16 protein-coding genes and 2 pseudogenes are annotated in these 18,469 nt (G+C 70.0%); 6 read left to right on the top strand and 12 right to left on the bottom strand.

Annotation, left to right across the window (positions count from 1 at the left end; genetic code table 11):
* Positions 1-25: 25 nt before the first annotated feature.
* Entirely contained in the window at positions 26-1,558 is a 1,533-nt protein-coding gene (locus tag IE248_RS38500; RefSeq protein WP_308438209.1) for a dihydrofolate reductase family protein, read from the bottom strand.
* A gap of 268 nt (positions 1,559-1,826) precedes the next feature.
* On the opposite strand from IE248_RS38500, the gene IE248_RS35085 reads away from it, so the two are divergent.
* Complete coding sequence (locus IE248_RS35085) at positions 1,827-3,281, top strand: MFS transporter (protein WP_190032865.1); 1,455 nt, start codon at positions 1,827-1,829, stop codon at positions 3,279-3,281.
* A 151-nt stretch (positions 3,282-3,432) separates the two neighbouring features.
* On the top strand, positions 3,433-4,209 hold the full coding sequence (locus IE248_RS35080) for a maleylpyruvate isomerase family mycothiol-dependent enzyme (RefSeq protein ID WP_190032864.1): 777 nt from the start codon (positions 3,433-3,435) through the stop codon (positions 4,207-4,209).
* Between the two features lie 59 nt (positions 4,210-4,268).
* On the opposite strand, the gene IE248_RS35075 is transcribed toward IE248_RS35080, so the two are convergent.
* The 5 genes from IE248_RS35075 to IE248_RS38350 all read right to left on the bottom strand — a co-directional run bounded on the left by IE248_RS35075 (position 4,269) and on the right by IE248_RS38350 (position 9,649).
* Positions 4,269-4,880 (bottom strand): HdeD family acid-resistance protein, encoded by a 612-nt coding sequence (locus IE248_RS35075; RefSeq protein ID WP_229895758.1) that lies wholly within the window; start codon positions 4,878-4,880, stop codon positions 4,269-4,271.
* A 173-nt stretch (positions 4,881-5,053) separates the two neighbouring features.
* Positions 5,054-6,007 (bottom strand): ion transporter, encoded by a 954-nt coding sequence (locus IE248_RS35070; protein WP_073795477.1) that lies wholly within the window; start codon positions 6,005-6,007, stop codon positions 5,054-5,056.
* Positions 6,008-6,418: 411 nt separating this feature from the next.
* Positions 6,419-7,000, bottom strand: a complete 582-nt coding sequence (locus tag IE248_RS35065; protein WP_229895757.1) for a ribosome-inactivating family protein — start codon at positions 6,998-7,000, stop codon at positions 6,419-6,421.
* Between the two features lie 331 nt (positions 7,001-7,331).
* Positions 7,332-8,096: a neocarzinostatin apoprotein domain-containing protein gene (locus IE248_RS35060; RefSeq protein ID WP_190032862.1), complete on the bottom strand. Its 765-nt coding sequence runs from the start codon at positions 8,094-8,096 to the stop codon at positions 7,332-7,334.
* A gap of 248 nt (positions 8,097-8,344) precedes the next feature.
* Entirely contained in the window at positions 8,345-9,649 is a 1,305-nt protein-coding gene (locus tag IE248_RS38350; RefSeq protein WP_190032861.1) for a VCBS repeat domain-containing M23 family metallopeptidase, read from the bottom strand.
* 871 nt (positions 9,650-10,520) lie between these two features.
* On the opposite strand from IE248_RS38350, the gene IE248_RS35050 reads away from it, so the two are divergent.
* Positions 10,521-11,240, top strand: a complete 720-nt coding sequence (locus tag IE248_RS35050; protein ID WP_190032860.1) for a methyltransferase domain-containing protein — start codon at positions 10,521-10,523, stop codon at positions 11,238-11,240.
* 491 nt (positions 11,241-11,731) lie between these two features.
* On the opposite strand, the gene IE248_RS35040 is transcribed toward IE248_RS35050, so the two are convergent.
* From IE248_RS35040 to IE248_RS35030, 4 genes and pseudogenes are all read right to left on the bottom strand, one after another.
* Positions 11,732-12,322 carry a DUF3885 domain-containing protein gene (locus tag IE248_RS35040; protein WP_190032859.1) on the bottom strand — a complete coding sequence of 197 codons (591 nt, stop codon included), beginning with the start codon at positions 12,320-12,322 and terminating at the stop codon, positions 11,732-11,734.
* A gap of 101 nt (positions 12,323-12,423) precedes the next feature.
* Complete coding sequence (locus tag IE248_RS35035) at positions 12,424-13,215, bottom strand: rhomboid-like protein (protein ID WP_229895756.1); 792 nt, start codon at positions 13,213-13,215, stop codon at positions 12,424-12,426.
* A gap of 193 nt (positions 13,216-13,408) precedes the next feature.
* Positions 13,409-13,664, bottom strand: a pseudogene (locus tag IE248_RS37955) (hypothetical protein); the annotation flags it as partial.
* Positions 13,665-13,692: 28 nt separating this feature from the next.
* Positions 13,693-14,511, bottom strand: coding sequence for a hypothetical protein (locus IE248_RS35030; RefSeq protein WP_229895755.1), 819 nt, complete (start codon positions 14,509-14,511; stop codon positions 13,693-13,695).
* A 521-nt stretch (positions 14,512-15,032) separates the two neighbouring features.
* On the opposite strand from IE248_RS35030, the gene IE248_RS35025 reads away from it, so the two are divergent.
* The 3 genes from IE248_RS35025 (at position 15,033) to IE248_RS35020 (ending at position 16,918) form a co-directional block, all read left to right on the top strand.
* Positions 15,033-15,347 (top strand): hypothetical protein, encoded by a 315-nt coding sequence (locus tag IE248_RS35025; protein WP_190032858.1) that lies wholly within the window; start codon positions 15,033-15,035, stop codon positions 15,345-15,347.
* Positions 15,348-16,101: 754 nt separating this feature from the next.
* Positions 16,102-16,287: a hydrophobic protein gene (locus IE248_RS37950; protein WP_229895754.1), complete on the top strand. Its 186-nt coding sequence runs from the start codon at positions 16,102-16,104 to the stop codon at positions 16,285-16,287.
* 277 nt (positions 16,288-16,564) lie between these two features.
* Entirely contained in the window at positions 16,565-16,918 is a 354-nt protein-coding gene (locus IE248_RS35020) for a PRC-barrel domain-containing protein (RefSeq protein WP_073795300.1), read from the top strand.
* Positions 16,919-17,324: 406 nt separating this feature from the next.
* Here IE248_RS35020 and IE248_RS35015 read toward each other — a convergent pair whose 3' ends face one another.
* Positions 17,325-17,690, bottom strand: coding sequence for a peptidoglycan-binding domain-containing protein (locus tag IE248_RS35015; protein WP_190032857.1), 366 nt, complete (start codon positions 17,688-17,690; stop codon positions 17,325-17,327).
* Positions 17,691-18,184: 494 nt separating this feature from the next.
* Positions 18,185-18,469 (bottom strand): annotated as a pseudogene (locus IE248_RS35010) (hypothetical protein); the annotation flags it as partial.

The following is an 18,469-nucleotide window of genomic DNA, read 5'->3' as shown; positions in this document are numbered from 1 at the left end:
ACACGGCTTCATGGAGCGGCCGGCCTCATGAAGCGGGGCCCGGCTCCGGCGCCGACCAGATCAGCCGGGTCTGGGTGGTCCGGTAGCCGGCCCGGGCGAACGCCGCGGCCATCGGCGCGTTGTCGGTGTCGGTGGTGGCGGTGATCAGCTCGGCCCCCGCCTCCACCTGCACCCGGGTGATCTCGGCGAGCACGTCGTCGACGTATCCCTGTCCGCGCAGTTCGGGGACGACGCCCAGGTAGCCGACGTTGCGGGAGTACGGCGTCGCCGAGGGCAGGGCCAGCCCGGCGACCTTCCCGTCGGGGGTGCGGGCAAGGCGCCACCACGACCGCTCCCCCGGGCAGCTGAGGTAGAAGTCCACTTCCTCGCGGGCGGTGGCTTCCGCGCCCATCTCCACCAGGTTTCGGCGGGTCTCCCCGTCCAGGCTGCCCACGGCGATCCGCCGGAAGACGTCCAGGAACTCCTCGTCCGTGCCCTCGGTGAAGACGAGGCGCCCCCTGGATGCGGGGAGCCCGGCCTCGGGCGTCCATTCCAGGCGCAGCCGCTCGACCACGTCGGTCAGTCCGGCTCCCAGCGCGGCGTCCCGCCGCCAGTCGGCGGCCGCGACGGTGGCGGGGTCCTCGCGCCAGCCGTTGGGCAGGGTCAGGTTGTAGAGCGGGAGCTTGGCCGCGCCCTGCTCGGCGAAGGCCCGCAGGCCCGCGCTGATCAGCCTGGACCCGAGGGCGGCGCGGTCGGCGACCGAGGGGTCGACGTACAGGCAGTCCAGCGCGACCGGGTGCTCGCTGGTCGCCCGGCCCCACCACAGGGCCCGGGCCACGACCCGGCCGTCCTGCTCGGCGATCCAGGTCCACTCGGGGCGGTACATGCCCTCCTTGAGTTCCTCCAGGTACCGGTCGGCGGGGATCCAGCCGACCGGTTCATCGACCGTCACGGCGGTGACACGGTCGAGGTCGGCCTCGGTCGTGGGGCGGAGCAGTATCGGGATGCTCGTCTCCTTCGCGTAGGTGGTGATGGCGGCGCCGGTGTTGAAGACCCGGGAGTCGGTCAGCTTGAAGCCGGCCGGACGGAACGGTGCGTCGAAGAGCGGTATGCCGGAGCCGATGACGACGGGGTAGCGCTTGATGATCAACTCGTCGATCTCCTCCAGTAGTTGTCCGGCCAGATTCGCCCCGCCACACAGCCAGATGCCCTCCCCGTCCTGCTTCTTGAGGTCGCGGACGAACGCCACCGGGTCGGTGGGGACGACCTCCACGGCGGGGTCGAGCTGAGCCAGGGTGCGGGAGAAGACGTACTGCTTCAGGTGGGGGTAGGGGCTGGTGACCCCGGCCGCGAGACCCGGCTCGTAGGTGACACGGCCCATCAGCACCGTGTCGAAACGCTTGTTGGCGACCCCGTCGAGGCCCAGCGGCCCCCGGCCGTGGGCGGGGATCGTCTCGGGATACTCCGCCAGCAGCGCGGCGGCGAGATCGCCCTCGAAGGGGAAGAAGTCGAACTGACCGTCGGGGCCCGCGATGAATCCGTCGAGGGTGGTGCCGACGTAGTAGGTGAGCTTGCGCACGCGTCCTGCTTTCGTTGTCCGGCGCCTGGTGATGTCACTGACGCTAAGGCGCCGGCCTTGCCGCAGGCATCAGTCACCTCGACGTAACGTGGCCAGTCGCCCAGGCGCCAAGGACGGTCACCCTCGACGGGCACCGCCGACGTGAACCGGATGGCCCTTCGGGCTCGCCTCCCCAGGCCGTTGAAGTAAACATACGGTCGTGCGTACACTCATCTCGCCGGGCCGTCATGTCCAGCACGGAGCGGAAAGACGAGAAGGGGACGCGTTCGTGACGAATGCCGAAGCAGAAGCCGTCGCTGCGGGGCCGCAAGCCGCTCCCGCGGTGCCATGGCCCGCCGTGTCGGTCGTGATGGTGGGCATGTTCATGGCCATCCTCGACTCGTTCATCGTCGTGGTCGCGGGCCCCGCCATCCAGGCCGACCTGGACGCTTCCGTCGGCCAGTTGCAGTGGATCCTCGCCGGCTACCAGCTGAGCTACGCCGTGTTCATGATCACCGGCGGACGCCTCGCGGACCTGTACGGCCGCAAGCGGGTGTTCATCACCGGCACCGCCGTCTTCACCCTGGCCTCACTGGCCTGCGCTCTCGCCCAGGACCCGGGCGCCCTCATCGGGGCCCGCATCGTCCAGGGCGTGGGCGCGGCCCTGATGGTGCCCCAGGTCTTCGCCGTCATCACCCTCATCGTCCCCGAGAACGCGCGGCACCGGGTGTTCGGCACCCTGGGCATCGTGATCGGCCTGGCGACCATGGGCGGACAGCTCGTCGGCGGTCTGCTGATCGGCGCCGACCTGTTCGGCACCGGCTGGCGGTCGGTGTTCTGGGTCAACGTCCCGATCGGCGTCGTGACGATCGTCTGCGCGGCGAGGTGCGTACCGGAGTCCCGGGCGCCGGGCACCCGCAAGCTCGACGTGCCGGGCGTACTCGCCCTGAGCTCCGCCCTCCTGCTGCTCACGTTCCCGCTCATCCAGGGGCGCGAGGCGGGCTGGCCCTGGTGGACCTGGGCCTGCTTCGCCGCGAGCCTCGCCGCCTTCGCGCTGTTCGTGGCACTGGAGCGCGGGATCGACCGGCGCGGCGGGGACCCGCTGATGAGGCTGAGCCTGTTCTCGCAGCGTTCGTTCTCGCTCGGCATCGTCCTGGTGCTGGCCGTGTACGCGCTGCTGACCTCCTACTACCTGGCCCTGTCCATCTCGCTGCAGGAGGGACTCGGAATGTCGGCGCTCGGCGCGGGACTGGTGTACACCCCGGCCGCGGTGACCTTCTTCGTCTTCAGCAAGGCCGCGGGCCGGCTGGTGCCGAAGTACGGCCGGCGCGTGCTGGAGGTCGGTGCGGTGGTGCTCGCGGCCGGGTACCTGGCCACCGCGGTCGTCCTGCTCTCCGGGCCGCGGCTGACGCCCCTGCTGGTCATCCCCACCCTGATGTTCCAGAGCGTCGGCGGCGGACTGCTGATCACGCCGCTGCTGAACACGGTCCTGAGCCGGATCGCCCCCGAGACGGTGGGCATGGCGTCCGGGGTGCTGTCGACCGCGCAGCAGATCGGTGGCGCGCTGGGCGTCGCCGTGATCGGAGCGGTCTTCTTCGACTCCTTCCACCCCGAAGCCGACGGCAGGGCCGAGGCCGCGGGCCACGCCTTCGCGATGTCGTCGCTGACCACCTGCTCCATCGCGGTACTGGCGGCCGTACTCGTCTTCCTGCTCCCGGCCAGGAAGACCCCGGCGGCCGGCTGAGGGCCGCGCCGGGAGGGGTCCACTCCGGCGCCGGCGAGTTGACATCCTCGGCGCGTGCGAATTAACTTCAAATGCTTGATGACATAAACCATCTACACCATGAAGTATCCGTGCGGCCCGAGACGGCATCACCGGAGGAAGGGCACATCCAATGAACCCCGCCCAGCACGGAGCGGCCGTCGCGGCCGAGACGGCCGAATTCGTCGCCACGGTCACGGCGGCCGATCTCTCCACCCCGGTGCCGACCTGCCCCGGCTGGTCTCTCGCGGACCTCACACGGCACGTCGGCAGCGTGCACCGCTGGTTCACCGAGCTGCTCCGCCAGCGCATCCAGCACCCGCCGACCAGCCGTGTCGTGGACCTGCGGCTGCCGGAGCACACCGACGCCCTCCCGGACTGGCTGGCCATGAGCGCAGCGGAGGCCGCAGAGGTGTTCGCCGCCACCGACCTGGACGCACCGATGTGGGCCTGGGGAGTCGACCAACACGCCCGGTTCTGGGTCCGGCGCATGCTCTTCGAGACCCTCGTCCACCGGGTCGACGCCCAACTCGCACTCGGGCTGTCCCCTCGGATCGACCGCGCACTGGCGGTCGACGGCATCGACGAGTTCCTCACCAACCTTCCGCATGCCGCCTCGTTCGCACCGCTGACCGCCCAGCTGCGCGCCCCCGACCGGACCGTTCGCTTCAGCTGCACGGACGCGGACGCGGACGGCGACTGGCTGGTCGAGCTGCTCCCCGACGGCTTCGCCCTGGTGGCCGAGGCGGCCGACCACTGCGAGCCCCGCCCGGCGGACGCCACGGTCCGGGGAACCGCCGCCGACCTCCTGTTGCTCCTCTACGGGCGCCTGGACCACCGGAGCGACGCCTTCCAGCTGCTCGGCGACACGAGCCTGCTCGCCCACTGGTTCAGCCACTCGGCCTTCTAGGGGCTCGGGCTTCTAGGGGCTCGGGTCACCAACACGTCGAGGCCGCGCCCCGGCCGCGCTCACTCCGGGGGCGGCGCGGCGGTGACCCGGCGGGTGGCGGAGCGCAGCGCGAAGGCCATCACCACTTCGAACACGCCGAGCAGGACGAGCCACAGTCCCAACAGCCGCGTCAGGGCCACGGCGGAGTCGACCGGGAAGCAGAGCACGATGATTCCGGCGACGGCGCCGAGGACGCCCAGGCCGAAGTGCAGGCCTCGATGCACGAGCGCGCGGTCGGCGATCGAGACGTACGCCGTGAGCACTCCGGTCAGCAGCCAGAAGACTCCGACGATCAGGGACAGCGCTCCGATCGTCTGCATGGGGTGGCGCAGCACCAGCACGCCGGCCAGGAACGCGAGCACGGCGATGAGGACGCCCGCCAGCCTGCTGCCGCCGCGGTCGCTGCTGTGCGAGAAGGCCCTGACGAAGCCGAAGCCGCCCGCCACCAGGAGTTGCAGGCCGATGATCACGGCCAGGATGTGCAGCGTCTCGTCGGGCCATACGAGGATCAGGATGCCTGGGATCAGGGTCACGAGGCCGAGGCCGAGGCCCCAGCGCCATGAGCTTCCGAGCTTGTTGAGTACGTCCTCTGGGTCGGTGTCCGCGTACTGCGCTGCTACGTCACGGGTCATCACGCCTCCTGGGCCAGCCGAGCGGCCCGCGGGGGCACCTCGAAGCCGCCGGACATGCCTCATTTGTCCTTCGGGCTCATTTTAGGCCGCAGTGGTGCCGCCCGCTGATCCGCCGGGTGCGCCCGCCCACCCGTGGGTCACTGCTGCGGCTGTCGCCGGGCGCCGTCGTGCGCTTACCTCGCACCCGCCGACACCGCCCCGGCCGGAGCCGGCTCGGTCGTGACGGGCGGTGCCGCGCTCGCGGGGGCGAGCCGGGCCTCCATGTCGTCGAGGGCGCTGCGCACCGCCGCGATCCTCAGGAGGAGGTCGTCGGCGTCCTGCGTCGCGACCCGCCCCGGGTCCGGGGCGGCCGGCCGGGCATCCGGAGCGGCCCGCTCGGCCCGATGGGCTTCCTTCTCCATCTCGCGCGCCTCCTCCAGAGCGTTGAGGACGACGCCGATCAGTACGTTGACCAGGACGAAGGAGGCGAGGAGCACGTAGGAGGCGTAGTAGATGATGCTGAACGGGGAGACCGCGAGTCCGGCATGGACGGCGTCGCCCAATCCTTCCAGCGTCATCAGCAGGAACAGGGTCAGTCCGGCCCGGCCGAGGGAGCCGTAGTGCGCCGGGTCGTGGTCGGCGAAGGAGATCCAGCCGATCACCGCGTACACGTAGAGGATCAGGGCGCCGACGAACAGGAAACTGACCGTTCCGGGCAGGGATCGGCCGACGGCGACGAGCAGGACCCGCAGCTGCGGCATGAACCGCGCGGTGCGCAGGACGCGCGCCAGGCGCAGCAGCCGTAGCAGGGTGGCGTTCTCCCTCAGGAGCGGGATGAAGGCCGAAGAGACCACCAGCAGGTCGAACACGTTCCACGGATCACGGAAGAAGGCCTTCGGCCGGTCGGCGTGCGCGCCGAGGCGGATCAGCATCTCCACGCTGAAGGCCGCGACGCAGAACCGTTCGGCCGCATGCAGGGGGACGGCGTACGCGAGCGAGAGTCCGCTGTAGGTCTCGACACCCAGCAGTACGGCATTGAGGAGGATCACCGAGATGACGGCCACCGAAAACACGGGCGCCTCGCATACGCCTCGGCAGCGCGCGGCGAGTCTCGCGCGGCCGCTGTGCGTCTCGATGAGGTCTGACATTCAAGCTCCCTTGCCGGCCGCCGGCACCCCGGTCGCACGCTGGTCGCGCCCCGACCGGATGCCGACACTTTGATCAAGCTCCAGTCGTGTAACGCCGCACGGCCGAATTCGAGACGCCTGGGCCCGGCACATCGCCCGATCGAGGAGCGACATCGGCCGGTCACATGGGAGTACAAACGCCCTGCGTCCGGTGGAGGTCGAGATGGCCCTCTCCCGGGAAACGGCGAGCGGCCGCCCACCTCATCCCTGGGGGCGGCCGCTGCCTCAACGAGTCGTCAGTTCCGTATCAGGGCCGCCTTCCGTTCGTGATGCGATTTCGATGACCGGTGCGCTTGGACATCGCATTCGGTCCTGGTCCGTGGACCCCCGGGAACGGAACCTTCCTGTCGATTGGCGCCCGGGGAAGAATTTTCAGGCGGCTGCCGCAGTCTCCAGTCGACCGCCGGTCATCCAGATGCGCGACATCACATCGGCCAGGGCGGGATATCGGGCGGCCTCGCAAATCATTTCCGAGAGCACGAGCATTCCGTGTGCGGTGCACTTCGGATCGCGGTTGCGGTGCAGCCAGGTGACCGCGATGCCCAGAGGCCGGCGCCCCAGGAAGATCCCCAAGCGCCGCACGGCGGCTGCTGATTCCAGGTCGGAGCGGCTTCCGCCGAACGGCAGGACTTCGGTTCGGCGGATCCCCGGTGGCGCGATGGAGTCCTGCACGTGGCGGACGCACTCTTCCGACGGGGCCTCTCCGCTCTCGAAGGCGTTGCGAAATCCGACGATACGCATTCCCGCGTCCTGGAGGCGGAGCTCGATGTAGAGCTCGATGGACAGATCCCGCACCTGGACTTGCAGGGGGAGGTAGGCCATTTCCCCCGGCTGTCGAGATTCCCCGCCGAAAAAGCCCTGGGCATCCTCTGCTCTCGACCGGATGGTCGCCGTCAGCAGCTGGTAGTCGTCCGCGGATGCGTGCACGGGGGAAAAAGACACCGGATTCAGCATGGCCGCCCCCATCAGGAGAAGCCTCCGTAAAACGACCTTCCTTGCAGTAATCTCACGGCGATCGGTTCGATCCTGCTGTATTCACGCATGCGCAGCCACCGCCTTCGACATCATCCCATCGCAGGGTTCGGATCGGTCCGATCCTTTGTAGTCGCGATGGTGACGGCCGGGCGAATAGTTGGCCTCTGATGCTAAGAAATCGGCGGGTAGCCCCGGACATGAACCGGTCGACCCCCGATTCGGTGCGACGACGAGTCCGGCGGCGTCGAAACTCGACGGCCCGGCCCCCGCAAGCCGGTGCTCGCGGGGGCCGGGCCGTCGCCGGGGACCGTCAGCCGTTGGCCTTGGCGGCCGCCGGAGCGAAGTGGAGGGGGTGGGACACCGAGTGCGGGCCGCGGACCCGCGTCCCGAGCACGACCACCTCGCAGCCCGGCGCGACGCGGCAGTCGACCGCGCGCCCGTCGCCGGTGGTGAAGGTCGCCGACAGCTCGACCGTCTCGTCCAGCCACCCCTTGTCGGTGGTGGCGGGCGGGCGGCTCCGGGAGCGGCAGCCGGTGGCCTCCGTGGAGCCCGCGACGCACTCCAGGACCACCGGGTGGTACTGCGGCTCGTATCCGCGCCCGGTGACGTGCACGGACTGACCGTCCACCAGTTCCTCGGACGGATCCACCCGTACGGTGGGAGCCGCTTCCAGCGCACCGCGCGGCTGGAAGCGCAGCGGGACGGTGTCGAGGACGGCGCCGGTGTTGTCCGTCAGGGCCAGCCGGCACGGGTGCGCCGCGGTGGCGGTACGGCAGTCGAAGGTGCCCGCGCCGGTGGCGAGTTGCGCGTAGAGCTTCTTCGGCGACAGCGGCAAGGTGCCGTCCGGCAGTACGCGGAACTGTCGCCCGGTGTCCTCGTCACAGGCCGCCGCCACCGTGTCCGGGGCGCACACCTCGACCCACACGTACGCCTTGGGCGGCCCGCCCTTGACCGAGAACTGCGTTATGTCCCCGTCGAGCAGCCCACTGGTCCGCTTCACCACCAACTGCGGAGCAACGGACCCCGCTTCGGCCGCCCCGCCCGCGGCCAGCCCGGCCCCGGCCAGGGCCACCACGAGCCCGGCTCTCCCGAGAACCCCCCACAACCCCATCACTGCCACCTCTCCGTCGCGTCTGTCCGGTCGAAGGGATCCTCCTGTCCCCCGGCCGCCCCCACAAGGACGCGATCAGGCCGCACCCAAAGAGCCACTGTGCGGATCGCAAGACGCTCGGTTCCGCCGGTGTGCCGGTGCGCCGGTTCGCCGGTTCGCCGGTGGAGGGGGGCTCGCCCCCGGTCACGTCACGGACCGGGGGCGAGCGGGAGTCAGTTGTCGAAGTTCCAGCCGGCACCGTTGTCGATACGGGGGCCGAACTTGCCGTCTCCGGTGCCCGGGTAGACGTACAGCCTTCCGTCGTTCTGGCGGGCCACGATGTCGTTCTTGCCGTCCCCCGTGTAGTCGCCGGACCCGCTGACGCTGGACATCACGCCCCAGCCGGTGCCCGCCTCGATGCGCGCTCCGAGCTTCCCGTCGCCCAGGCCCGGATAGACCAGGAGCTTCCCGGATTCCTCCTCGACCGCCACGACGTCGTTGCGCCCGTCGCCGGTCAGGTCGCCCGCGCCGACGGCCACGCTCATCGAGTCCCAGTTGGTTCCGATCTGGACGCGCTCACCGAAGTGGCCGTTGGACAGGCCCGGATAGAGGTACAGGTTCCCGGTCTCGGTCTCCATCGCCAGCAGGTCGCCCTTGCCGTCGCCGTTCAGGTCCTGCGCACCGGAGATGCGCATGCTGTTCCAGCCGACCCCGTTGTCGACACGGGCGCCCAGGTGGCCGTCGGTCTGCCCGGGGTACACCCACAACTTGCCGGAGGACTTCTCCACGGCGAGGACGTCGGATCGGCCGTCGCCGGTGATGTCACCCACGCCGGACACCTGGTTGATGGATCCCCATCCACCGTTGTCGATCCGGTCGCCGAACTTGCCGTTGCCCAGCCCCGGGTAGAGCCACAGGGTCTTGGCCCCGGTGCTCGCACGGGCCAGCAGGTCGGGCTTGCCGTCGCCGGTCAGGTCGCCGACCGAGGAGACGGGGGCGGGCGAAGCGGGCTCGGGGGAACCGCAGTTGTTGCTGGTGATGTTGCGGTCGGAATAGGAGTACGCCGTCCCGTCGAAGACCGCGGGCTGCCCGACGCCGTTCAGCGTCTGCTCGAAGTGCAGGTGCGAGCCCGTGGAGTTCCCGGTGTTGCCGACCCGGCCGATCATCTGGCCCGCTGCGACGGTGGCGCCGGGGGTCACCGCCGTGCTGGACAGGTGGGCGTAGTGGGTGGTCCAGCCACCGCCGTGGTCTATGCGGACGTGCGTGCCCGCCCAGCCTCCGGCTGAGTCCGCGACGGTCACGGTGCCCGCCGCGCTCGCCACGACCGGACGGCCGGTGTCCTCCGGGTAGTAGTTCAGGTCCACCGAGTAGGCCGGTTGGTGCTTCGGGTACGTGCTGGCGCCCCAGGTCTCGCCGCACGGGGCGGGCAGCTGGAAGTCGGGCCGGCCGGCGGCCTGTGCGGTCGGAAGACAGACCACGGAGGCGACGACGGCGGCAGCCGCGGCAACGGTGGCGAAGGGAAGGGTGCGCTTGGGCATGGCGGAGTTCCTTGGGAGTCTGCGACGGGAAGGTCAGGGGCGGCAGGCCGCATGCCGGTGATGGTCCGGGCAGGGGCGTGCGGTGGATCGGCTCGCGTGGACGGCTGCCCTGCAGGAACAGCGGTCGGACGGTGGGGCCTTGGGGCGGTGCGAACCAGTGCTGTGACAGGGCCGGCCTCGTGGAGCCGGGTGGGACCGCCCCGCCGGTCAGGCGGGTCGTGGCGCGCCGCTGGGCGCGGAGGTCACGGTGTGCGGGGCCGGCGTCCTGCCGAGGCCGCCCGGGTGGCGGTGCCGTGGTTTGTTCAGGACCAGCGCGTGGTGTCCTCGGCGGCGATGACAGGAGCCCCGATGGGCACCGCCGAGGCGGCCGGGGCCGGGATGGCGGCGCGGGCGTGGGCGAGACGGATGCGAGACATGAACGCGTGCCCTTTCCTGACGTGCGGTTGGTGTCCTTGGCTTGTCCTCAGCCGGCCTGCGCCCCACATCGGGGCCGCCCGGTTCCTCGTCCGCCGGGCAGTTCTCCCTGCGGACAAGAACCACTCTCTCCGCTGGTCAGGTGGGGTGGAAGGGCAGACACCTGGACGCAACTGGCCTTGTCCGCTTCCGTCCGCGGGCACCTGGAGGCGGCCACACCTCAGGAGGCCGCCGGGCTCGTCGCCGCGCACCTCCCGAGTGACTGCGCGCGCAGTAGGAGAGGCGGCGCTCCTGGCTCGATGCCGCCCAGCGTGGTGGCGACCTCTTCGTGGACGGGCCATCAGCTCCCTCGCAGCCCCTGTCCCCGAGGCTAGGTCGGCTGCCCACTGGGTAACCACCAGGCACGGCGGAACCCAACGCACCACCCGCCACCCGCCACACACCGCAGGGAGACCTCATGACCGTGTCCGACCGCTACCGCACCGCTTGGGACGGCTTCTGGGAGCAGAGCTCCGGCGAACCGGGCGAAGCCTTCTGGGACGCGGACCCGGCCCTGACGGCGCGGCGCGACCTCGATCACCTCGCCCCGTACGCCGATCACTCCCTCCCGGTCGCCGACCTCGGGTGCGGCAACGGCACCCAGACCCGCTTCCTCGCCACCCGCTTCACCCGCGCCGTCGGCGTCGACCTCTCGGCCGCCGCCGTCGCCCACGCCCGCCGCGCCGACCCGGACGGCGCCGCCGCGTACGAACAGCTCAACCTCGCCGACCCGGTCCAGGCCGGCGCCCTGCACGAGCGCCTCGGCGATACGAACGTCTACATGCGGGCCGTCCTCCACCAGAGCGACCCCGAGGACCGCCCCGCGGTGGCCGCCGCAGTCGCCCGGCTGGTCGGCGCGCACGGTCGCGCGCTCGTCCTGGAACCGACCGGCGAGGCCAAGGAGGTCATCGCCGCCATCGCCGCGCAGCCCGGCGGCCCCTCCCCCAAGCTGCGCCGCGTCAAGGAACACGACCTGCGCCCCGGCGAAGTCGCCGAGGGGGAAGTCGCCGCCCTGCTGCGCGCGGCCGGCCTCACCGTCCTCGACGAGGGCACGACCGCCCTCGCCATGAGCGAGACCCGCCCCGACGGCTCCCCGGTGGAACTCCCGGCCCGCTGGTTCGTCGCCGGCCGCCCCTGACCCGATGGCCGAGTCCTGGTGGAGACGGGCTCCTGCGGGTCGGTGAATCGCGCCCCGGCCCCCGAGAGGGGGCAGGGGCTCCCCAACCGCACCTGGGCGGGACGACGTAACGGATCATGCGCAAGAGGTCCACGAGGCGGGTCAGGCCGGCCGGATCGAGACCGAGTGCCCGGGCCGCGCGGTCACGTCGCGCATCGAGATCGGGCACGTCCTCCCGGTACTCGTCGGCGACCGCCCGCAGTTCCTCGGCCGTTCACCCGCGAGCCTCCCGCCACCACAGGGCCACCAGACACAGCCGCACGACCTCCGCCAGCCCCGGCCCGGCCTCGCCGTCCAGGCTCACGTACACCACCGGCCGTTCCTCTCCGCCCCCTCCGACGAAGCAGAGCGCATCACTGCTCCAGCCGTGCCCCGGAGGCGAGGCGGACCCCGCCGTCCAGCTCGGGGGAGGACGGGGCCGTCGCGTCGAGCTCCGCCGAGCGCCTGCCGGATCACTTCCCCGACGGGGTCGCTGGCAGCCAATCGGCAAACGCGGCCGCCAGTCGGTCGCGCGCCCCGACGCTGGCGGCGAAGACGTCCGCACCGCCGTCGTAGGGGTGGAAGATCCATGCACAGGTCGCGTCGGTCAGGATGACGCCGTCCGTCATGTCATCGGCCACGCACAACAGGAGCTGGTCGAGCGCGGGATCGTCCAGATGGGTGCGGGAGACGTAGTGGTGCTGCCACGAGTGGAAGCCGGGATCCGTCGCGAGGTCGTCACTTCGCCAGTGCACCGCTTCGGAGACGGCGGCGGTGACCGCCGTGTCCCGCGGTGTCGGTGACGGGGTAGCGGACCAGGCGCAGGTGATCGCCTTCAGCGTTCGGTCCGCTGACGGGCGGTCGTCGAGCAGGGCCGCCAGGAGCGCACGGTGGCGGCGCAGGATCTCCGCGTGTTCGGCCGGTGAGGTGGCGTAGCGTTTGGCCCCCGGGAGGCTGTGGAAGCGGACCCACCGCTCTGCGTATCGGCGGCGAACCAGGTTCGCGACGGGTGGGCAGTCCGGCCATGAACTGCCCCAGGCCCCTTCGAATACCGCGATGTCCACGGGCTGTTTCACACCTCTCATGGCATCGCAACGTAGTCGATCTTGGTCTTGGCGAAAACCGCAATACTCGGCTCGTCGCCTGCCCTCCGCCCCTGCGGGCATCAGACCGATGAAGGTGTCTCTGTTCCGGCTGCCGGTGACGTCGGTTCCGCGGCGGCCTCTCGGTGCGGCTCGGAGTCGCTCGCAGCCGAGGACGGGCCGGTGGCGCGGACCCGTTGCCGCCTGAAGGCCGGGACGCCCAGCAACCCGAAGCCAAGGGCCGCTGCCACGAGATGGCCGATCGTGATGAAGTCCGGCAGCGGCCCGTTCCACTCGACACCGCCGAGGGGCCAGGCGAGGACGAAGGCGGCCCAGGGGAGGCGGCCCCGGCGCGGCAGGGCGAGCGTGCCGAGAGCCAGCACGGTCTGGGCTCCGTAGCTGACCCCGTAGTCCAAGGCGTGCCGCACGGCCGCCGGATACCAGCCGTGCCGCAGCGCGACGGTGATGACGACAGCGGTGAGCAGGGTGGCCACGACATGCCCGCCGAGGAACACGGCGGCGGCACGCCGCTTCCCCCACCGGCGCTCCGCCCAAGCGAGGAAGCAGCAGACACCGAGGCCCAGGGTGATCAAGGTACCCACGAACTCGACCGAGGTGACGTCCGTGAGCGTGCCGTCGAAGAACAGCACGCTTCCGAGCAGCGCGGACAACGGATGGTCGTGGAGGTTGTCCAGGTTGGTGCTGAGGTACCCCAGCACGTCGGCCGCCCGATCGGCGGAGAGGCCGTGGCCGACCCAGGCGTGGCTGACCAGGAGCAGGCAGACATAGGCGAGGGTCAGCGGCGACCGGCGCGGGTAGTCCCGCACGGCGCGGAACGATCTGTCCAAAGGAGCCCACAGCGAAGGAGAGTTCATAGCCTGGCATTCTCCCGGTCGACCCGACGGCGGGGACGGCCGGGCCTGGTGTCGAGGTCGCCGCGGAACTAGGCGAGGACCCGAGCGACGGGCGTTGGCATGGCTGGCCAGTGATGCGGACCACAGGCAACGCGGTCACTCGGTGCGAACGGCAGTCCGCTGTGGAACGCAGTCTGATGGCAGCCAGCTACGATCACGCCCGGACGCGCCACAACCACTGCGCAGCCCCTTCGAGGCGTCCCGACATCAGGTCCTCCTCAGGTCGTTTGGCCGCGGGGTCCCAATGGTGCGCCAGCATCACTGCCGGCCAGGCCGGGGCGGTAACGGGGCCTCGGGGCCCCATCTGTTCGAAGTAGGGCGAGATCGTAGGTCGGGGTTCCATTCACAGCGTCGAGGTCGGTGACGTGCAGGTCCCTGTCGTCGACTCTGAGCAGCCGGGGAAACGCCAGTCAGCGAGATCTAACTGGCCGCAGAAGGTCACTCTGGGCTGACACTCACCGGGCAGGCGGGACGCGTACGGAGCCAGTACGAATAGGCCCCTATGGTCAGGGCGATGCCGTAGACGGCGAAGGCGACCATCCCGATCCATCCGACCAGCAGCGCGTCGCCCGAGGAGTCGAAGTCGCCGCGCCGGATCGTGACCACGCCTGCTGTGGCCAGGGTCAGGTATCCGCCCCCCACGACGCCGTACGGGGCGAGCGTGGCGGCGCCGAGCAGGGCCGGGGCGAGCGGCAGCCAGCGTGGCACCCGGCGGCCGCGCAGGAACAGCGTCCAGCGCGGGAAGACCTGCCCCCATGGGCGTACCAGGCCCCACAGCAGGAAGACGCCGAGCGCGGCCAGCAGCGCGGTGGGGTCCAGGCCCCAGGACTCCAGAGCGAGGAAGATCCCAGAGGCGCCGTTCCGCTCCGAGGCCGCGAGCATCTCCTGGCCCGTGATCCCCGCGAACGTGCCGCCAGACGCCCAGACCAGCTTCATCGCCGCGTATGGGACAAAGGCCAGCGTCCCTGTCCAGGCGGCGCGCTGGACGAGCCGTGGAGCAGCGGACGGCTCGCGTACGGCAGTCCCGCCGGGCCGGCGGTCGGAGCGGGCCGTGGCCGCGAGCAGGACCGCCCCGACCGCCGCCAGGGCCTTGTTCACAGCAGAAGCCCAACTGTCCACCCCCTGGCCGAGCGTCAGCGTGATCACATCCATCAGCAGACTGAACGCGGTGATCGCCGCCAGCCCACAGACCGCCCAGAGCAGTACCCGTAGCGCCGGCGGCAGCCCGTACTGGACCACCGCTGCGCTGACCACCATCGCCAGCGCACCCACCGCCACGACTGCCCAACCCAGCCCGGAGGCACCTGAGTCACCACCCTGGTAGAGCAAGGAAGTCCCACTCAGCGCACACACCAGGCCGAAGCCGGCATACAACACCGCCCACAGCACCGCTGCCCGGGCCACCCAGCACGGCCATCGCCGCCACCAGGCACTCCAGCGCGCCTCCATCGTCCGTTCAACACCGGTCATGCCCTGAACGTCGCATCGACCGCGACCGGACGGCATCGGCCGCCGAAACGATCCCCCTCCCCCAACCGGGTGAGTGACCCCTGAGGCCAAGGTATGAGGCACAGAGAATGACGTCTCAACTGGCCGTCCATGGGGACTCTGGACTGGCCGCTGTCACTCGGCATGCGGGATCAGCCGGCTGGGCAGCAGTGTGCAGGGCGTGTTGCTTTCTGGGGCCCGGGGCAGCGTGCCTCGTACCCGCGCCGGAATCGTCAGGCCAGGACGGTGCCCGCAGGCTCCGCCGCCTCCGGAGAGGGAAAGAGGCTGTAGTGATCACCACGGACGTCCAGCACTGCGGTCGCTCGGTTTTGTTCAGTGCCAACGGGCAACTCGACGGGAACTCGGGGCGCACGCTAGAGCAGGTGATGGATGACCTCAGCGCCGACGTGCGGGGCCTGATGGTCGTCGTCGGCTGGCAGCTCCAGACCCAGCGGTTCATGGCCGAGGTCGCCGGCATCCCCGGGCCCGGCTCGGCCACCGGGGAGCGGTGCGCGCTGGTGGGCTTTCGCCGGCTGATCGGGCAACGTGCTCAGGCTGCCCGTGACCTCGCGGATTTCGATGCCGACTGGCTGCCTCGCGTCTAGCGCGGACGTGAGCCGCCGCTCCGCCTCCTCCTGGCTGCCGGTACGGTCGAGTGCCCGTGACGAGGGCCGTCACCGTCCAAGGTTGGTCTCTCCTCGCTCGGCTGACTGCGGAGTCGAAAGCGGGGCAGGCGCAAAAGAAGGACGGCCGGCAACACCCTCGCTGGCGCCGCCGGCCGTCTCCGCCCCAGCCCGTGCGCAAGGAGAGCCGTCATGCACAACGCCCCACCAGAGCCTGAACTTCCGGCACGCGTGCCGGAGAAGCGCGACGCCCATACCCCTGACCTGCCGCCACTTGGCCCGGACGCACCCGACATCCCGGGCTCCGCAGTCGAACAGCCCCGGCCCGAGGGCACAGCGAAGAGCGGAAGCAAGGAGGGCGAGCAGCCCGCAACCGGCCCGGGCAACGCCAAACCCCAGGAGCCGACCGACTGATCAGCGCCCGATATGCACCCGCCGAGCCGCCCCGGCACCGGCACCGGTGCCGGCACCGGCACCTGACTGTCCTGCGAGTCCTGGACCGATGCGGAGGGTGCGCCCCGCAAAGGACAACGTCTCCTCAGCCCGCCTGCACCGCCGCCTGCATCGCCACGACCCTCAGCCGGTCGCAGCCTCGCCACCCCAGCGGTCTGGCCATGGGATTGAGGCCCCTGTGGATTATCCGACCCCCGCCATAGAAGCGGCCAGTACTACTGCCCGCCTGCACCGATAAGAAACACCTAAATTCCATGCGCATGTTCGGAACACGGTCGGGCAGATGATGCTTCGGAGGTTGATAACTATGGTTCCCCTGCTTCTCGTTCTTCTACTGGCTCTGATCCTTTTCGGCGCGGGTTTCGCGGTGAAAATTCTTTGGTGGGTCGCTATCGCGGTCCTGGTTCTGTGGCTCATCGGATTCGTCGCCCGCCCGAAGGGCGGGAGCGGCCGCTGGTACCGCTGGTAGACAGCCGGACCTGACACAGCTCAGGCACGGTCCGACGGTGGCCTGCCACCCCCGGTCGAGGGGGGTGGCAGGCCACCGTCATGTTGCATTTTCCGGGTGGAATCGGCGGCCGTCCCGGCCCTAATCTGATCTCGGCTGTGTAGCGGCATGAATGTGGGGCATGCGAAGGTCAGAACGGAACGCAAGTTCCGCCTTGCATGCAATACGGAAAAAGGGAAGGCCGGCGGGGGGATTCAATTCCCTTCTGCATTCCTGTTTACCGAAGGAGTTGTTTCGCATGACTGCAAATGTGTGGGGTTACCGTGAGACGTCCGGCCATCTGGCCGGTGCGGATCTGACCGGGTACAAGGTCGAGGCGACAGACGGCTCCATCGGCAAGGTCGACAAGCACTCCGACGACGTCGGCTCCGCGTACATCGTGGTCGACACCGGCCCGTGGATCTTCGGCAAGGAAGTACTCCTGCCGGCCGGCACGGTCAGCCGCGTCGACCCCGACGACAAAAAGATCTTCGTGGACCGGACGAAGGAGCAGATCAAGAACGCTCCCGAGTTCGACAAGGACAAGCACCTCGGCAACGCCGAATACCACAACCAGGTCGGCGGCTACTACGGCGGCCAGCACCGCGCCTGAACACACGCGGACAACAGCACCCCGGGGCGGGCCGGCAGCCACATGGCTGTCGGCCCGCCCCCGTTGCTGTGTCCTTGAGCTGGCCTTCGCCGTTCGTCCTGCGGGAAGTTCCCGGGCGTGCTCCGGCGGGCCCGGCCGGTCAGCAGCGCGGTACATCGACGCCGCCGCCCTCCCGCTCCGTGCGGAGGGCCACGAGATCCGCGACGAGGACGTGGCCCGGCTGTCCCCGCTCAAGCACCGCAACCTCAACGTCTTGAGCCGTTACAACTTCACCGCCACCCAGCCGGTCGAGGGCTTGCGGGCCCGGGCGACGTGGGGACCGATGTGGGCTTCGTGGAGGTGCCCCGGGATGGCGCGGTCACCTTCGACGCCCATGGCAGGCAGGCCGATGAGATGGGAAGGGCACTCAGCCCGGATAGGGGTCGTAGCAGTCCTCGACGGGGTAGTAGAGGGCGTTCCACGTGTTGGGGCCGATGATGCCGTCCTTGGTGAGGCCGTGACAGCCCTGGATCCACTTGATCTTCGTGAGGGTGTTCGAACCGAAGATGCCGTCCACGGTGAGCTTGGGGATGCCACCCCAGACGTTGGTCAGGCACTGGGCCTGCTTGACGGCGGCGCCGGTGGAGCCGTGGCTCAGCACCGGCCTGTAGCTGGAGGAGGCGTAGGAGCAGCCGCCCGGGACGGCTGCGGCAGCACCCTGAGGCGCGACAAAGCCAGCCAGGCTCAGCGCGAGGGTGGCGGCCAGAGTGGCGGCGGCAGTTCGACGCCTCACGGGGGAATCCTTTCGTCGGCGGGCCACGACAACCTGTCGTTGAACATGTAGACGGAACCTTAGGGATCGCACTCTTCCCGGGGCAGGGCGCACAGGGAGCGCTGACCGGCGCGCAGGGCGTCGCCGGCCCGGAGAGGCTGGCCGACTTGGGCTCCTCTCCTCGCGTGCACAGGGCCATTCAGTGGCCCAACGCCCGCTCTAGCTCTGCCTTGTCCATTTTCGAACGGCGCCCGATGCCCTTCTGTTTCGCCTCGTTGTACAACTGCTCCTTCCGTGGGGCCTTGAGGCTCGCTGCCTCCGGGGGCGTAGGCGACGGCCGGACACAATGACGGTCATGGCGGCCTCCCCACGTTCTGGGGCTATTGCTGCTTCCTAGCAGCATCGTCGGCACCCGCATGACCTACGGCAACAGAAACGCGAAAAACAGGACGTATATACAAAGTGGAGGCAAACTGGAGACACGGGCTGAGCCCAGAGTCACGGCGGAGCGTCCCTCAGGTGTCGGTGGGCGTCGGCGTGTGGTCTGGGTGATGGCTGGTTCGGCGGGCCGTCTTGAGTGTGGCCTCCAAGAGGTGGTCGCGTCCATCGGCCAGCTCGTCGACGATGTCGCGCTCCATCGCGGCGAAGGGCCGGTAATAGGTGTCGTTGTAGGCCTCGATGATCTGGAAGGTCCAGTGGCCCGGGATGACGTTGCGGCCCACGATCGCGTGCTCCACCCGCGCTGCCTGCTCCTCGTGCCCGGCTTCGCGCAGCAGCCGGACGGCGTCACCGAGCTCGAA

Origin of the sequence: Streptomyces goshikiensis (genome assembly GCF_014650555.1) — a bacterium.
Lineage (GTDB): Bacteria > Actinomycetota > Actinomycetes > Streptomycetales > Streptomycetaceae > Streptomyces > Streptomyces goshikiensis.
The sequence above is the reverse complement of the archived record's forward strand: the minus strand, read 5'-3'. Positions and strand labels throughout refer to the sequence as shown.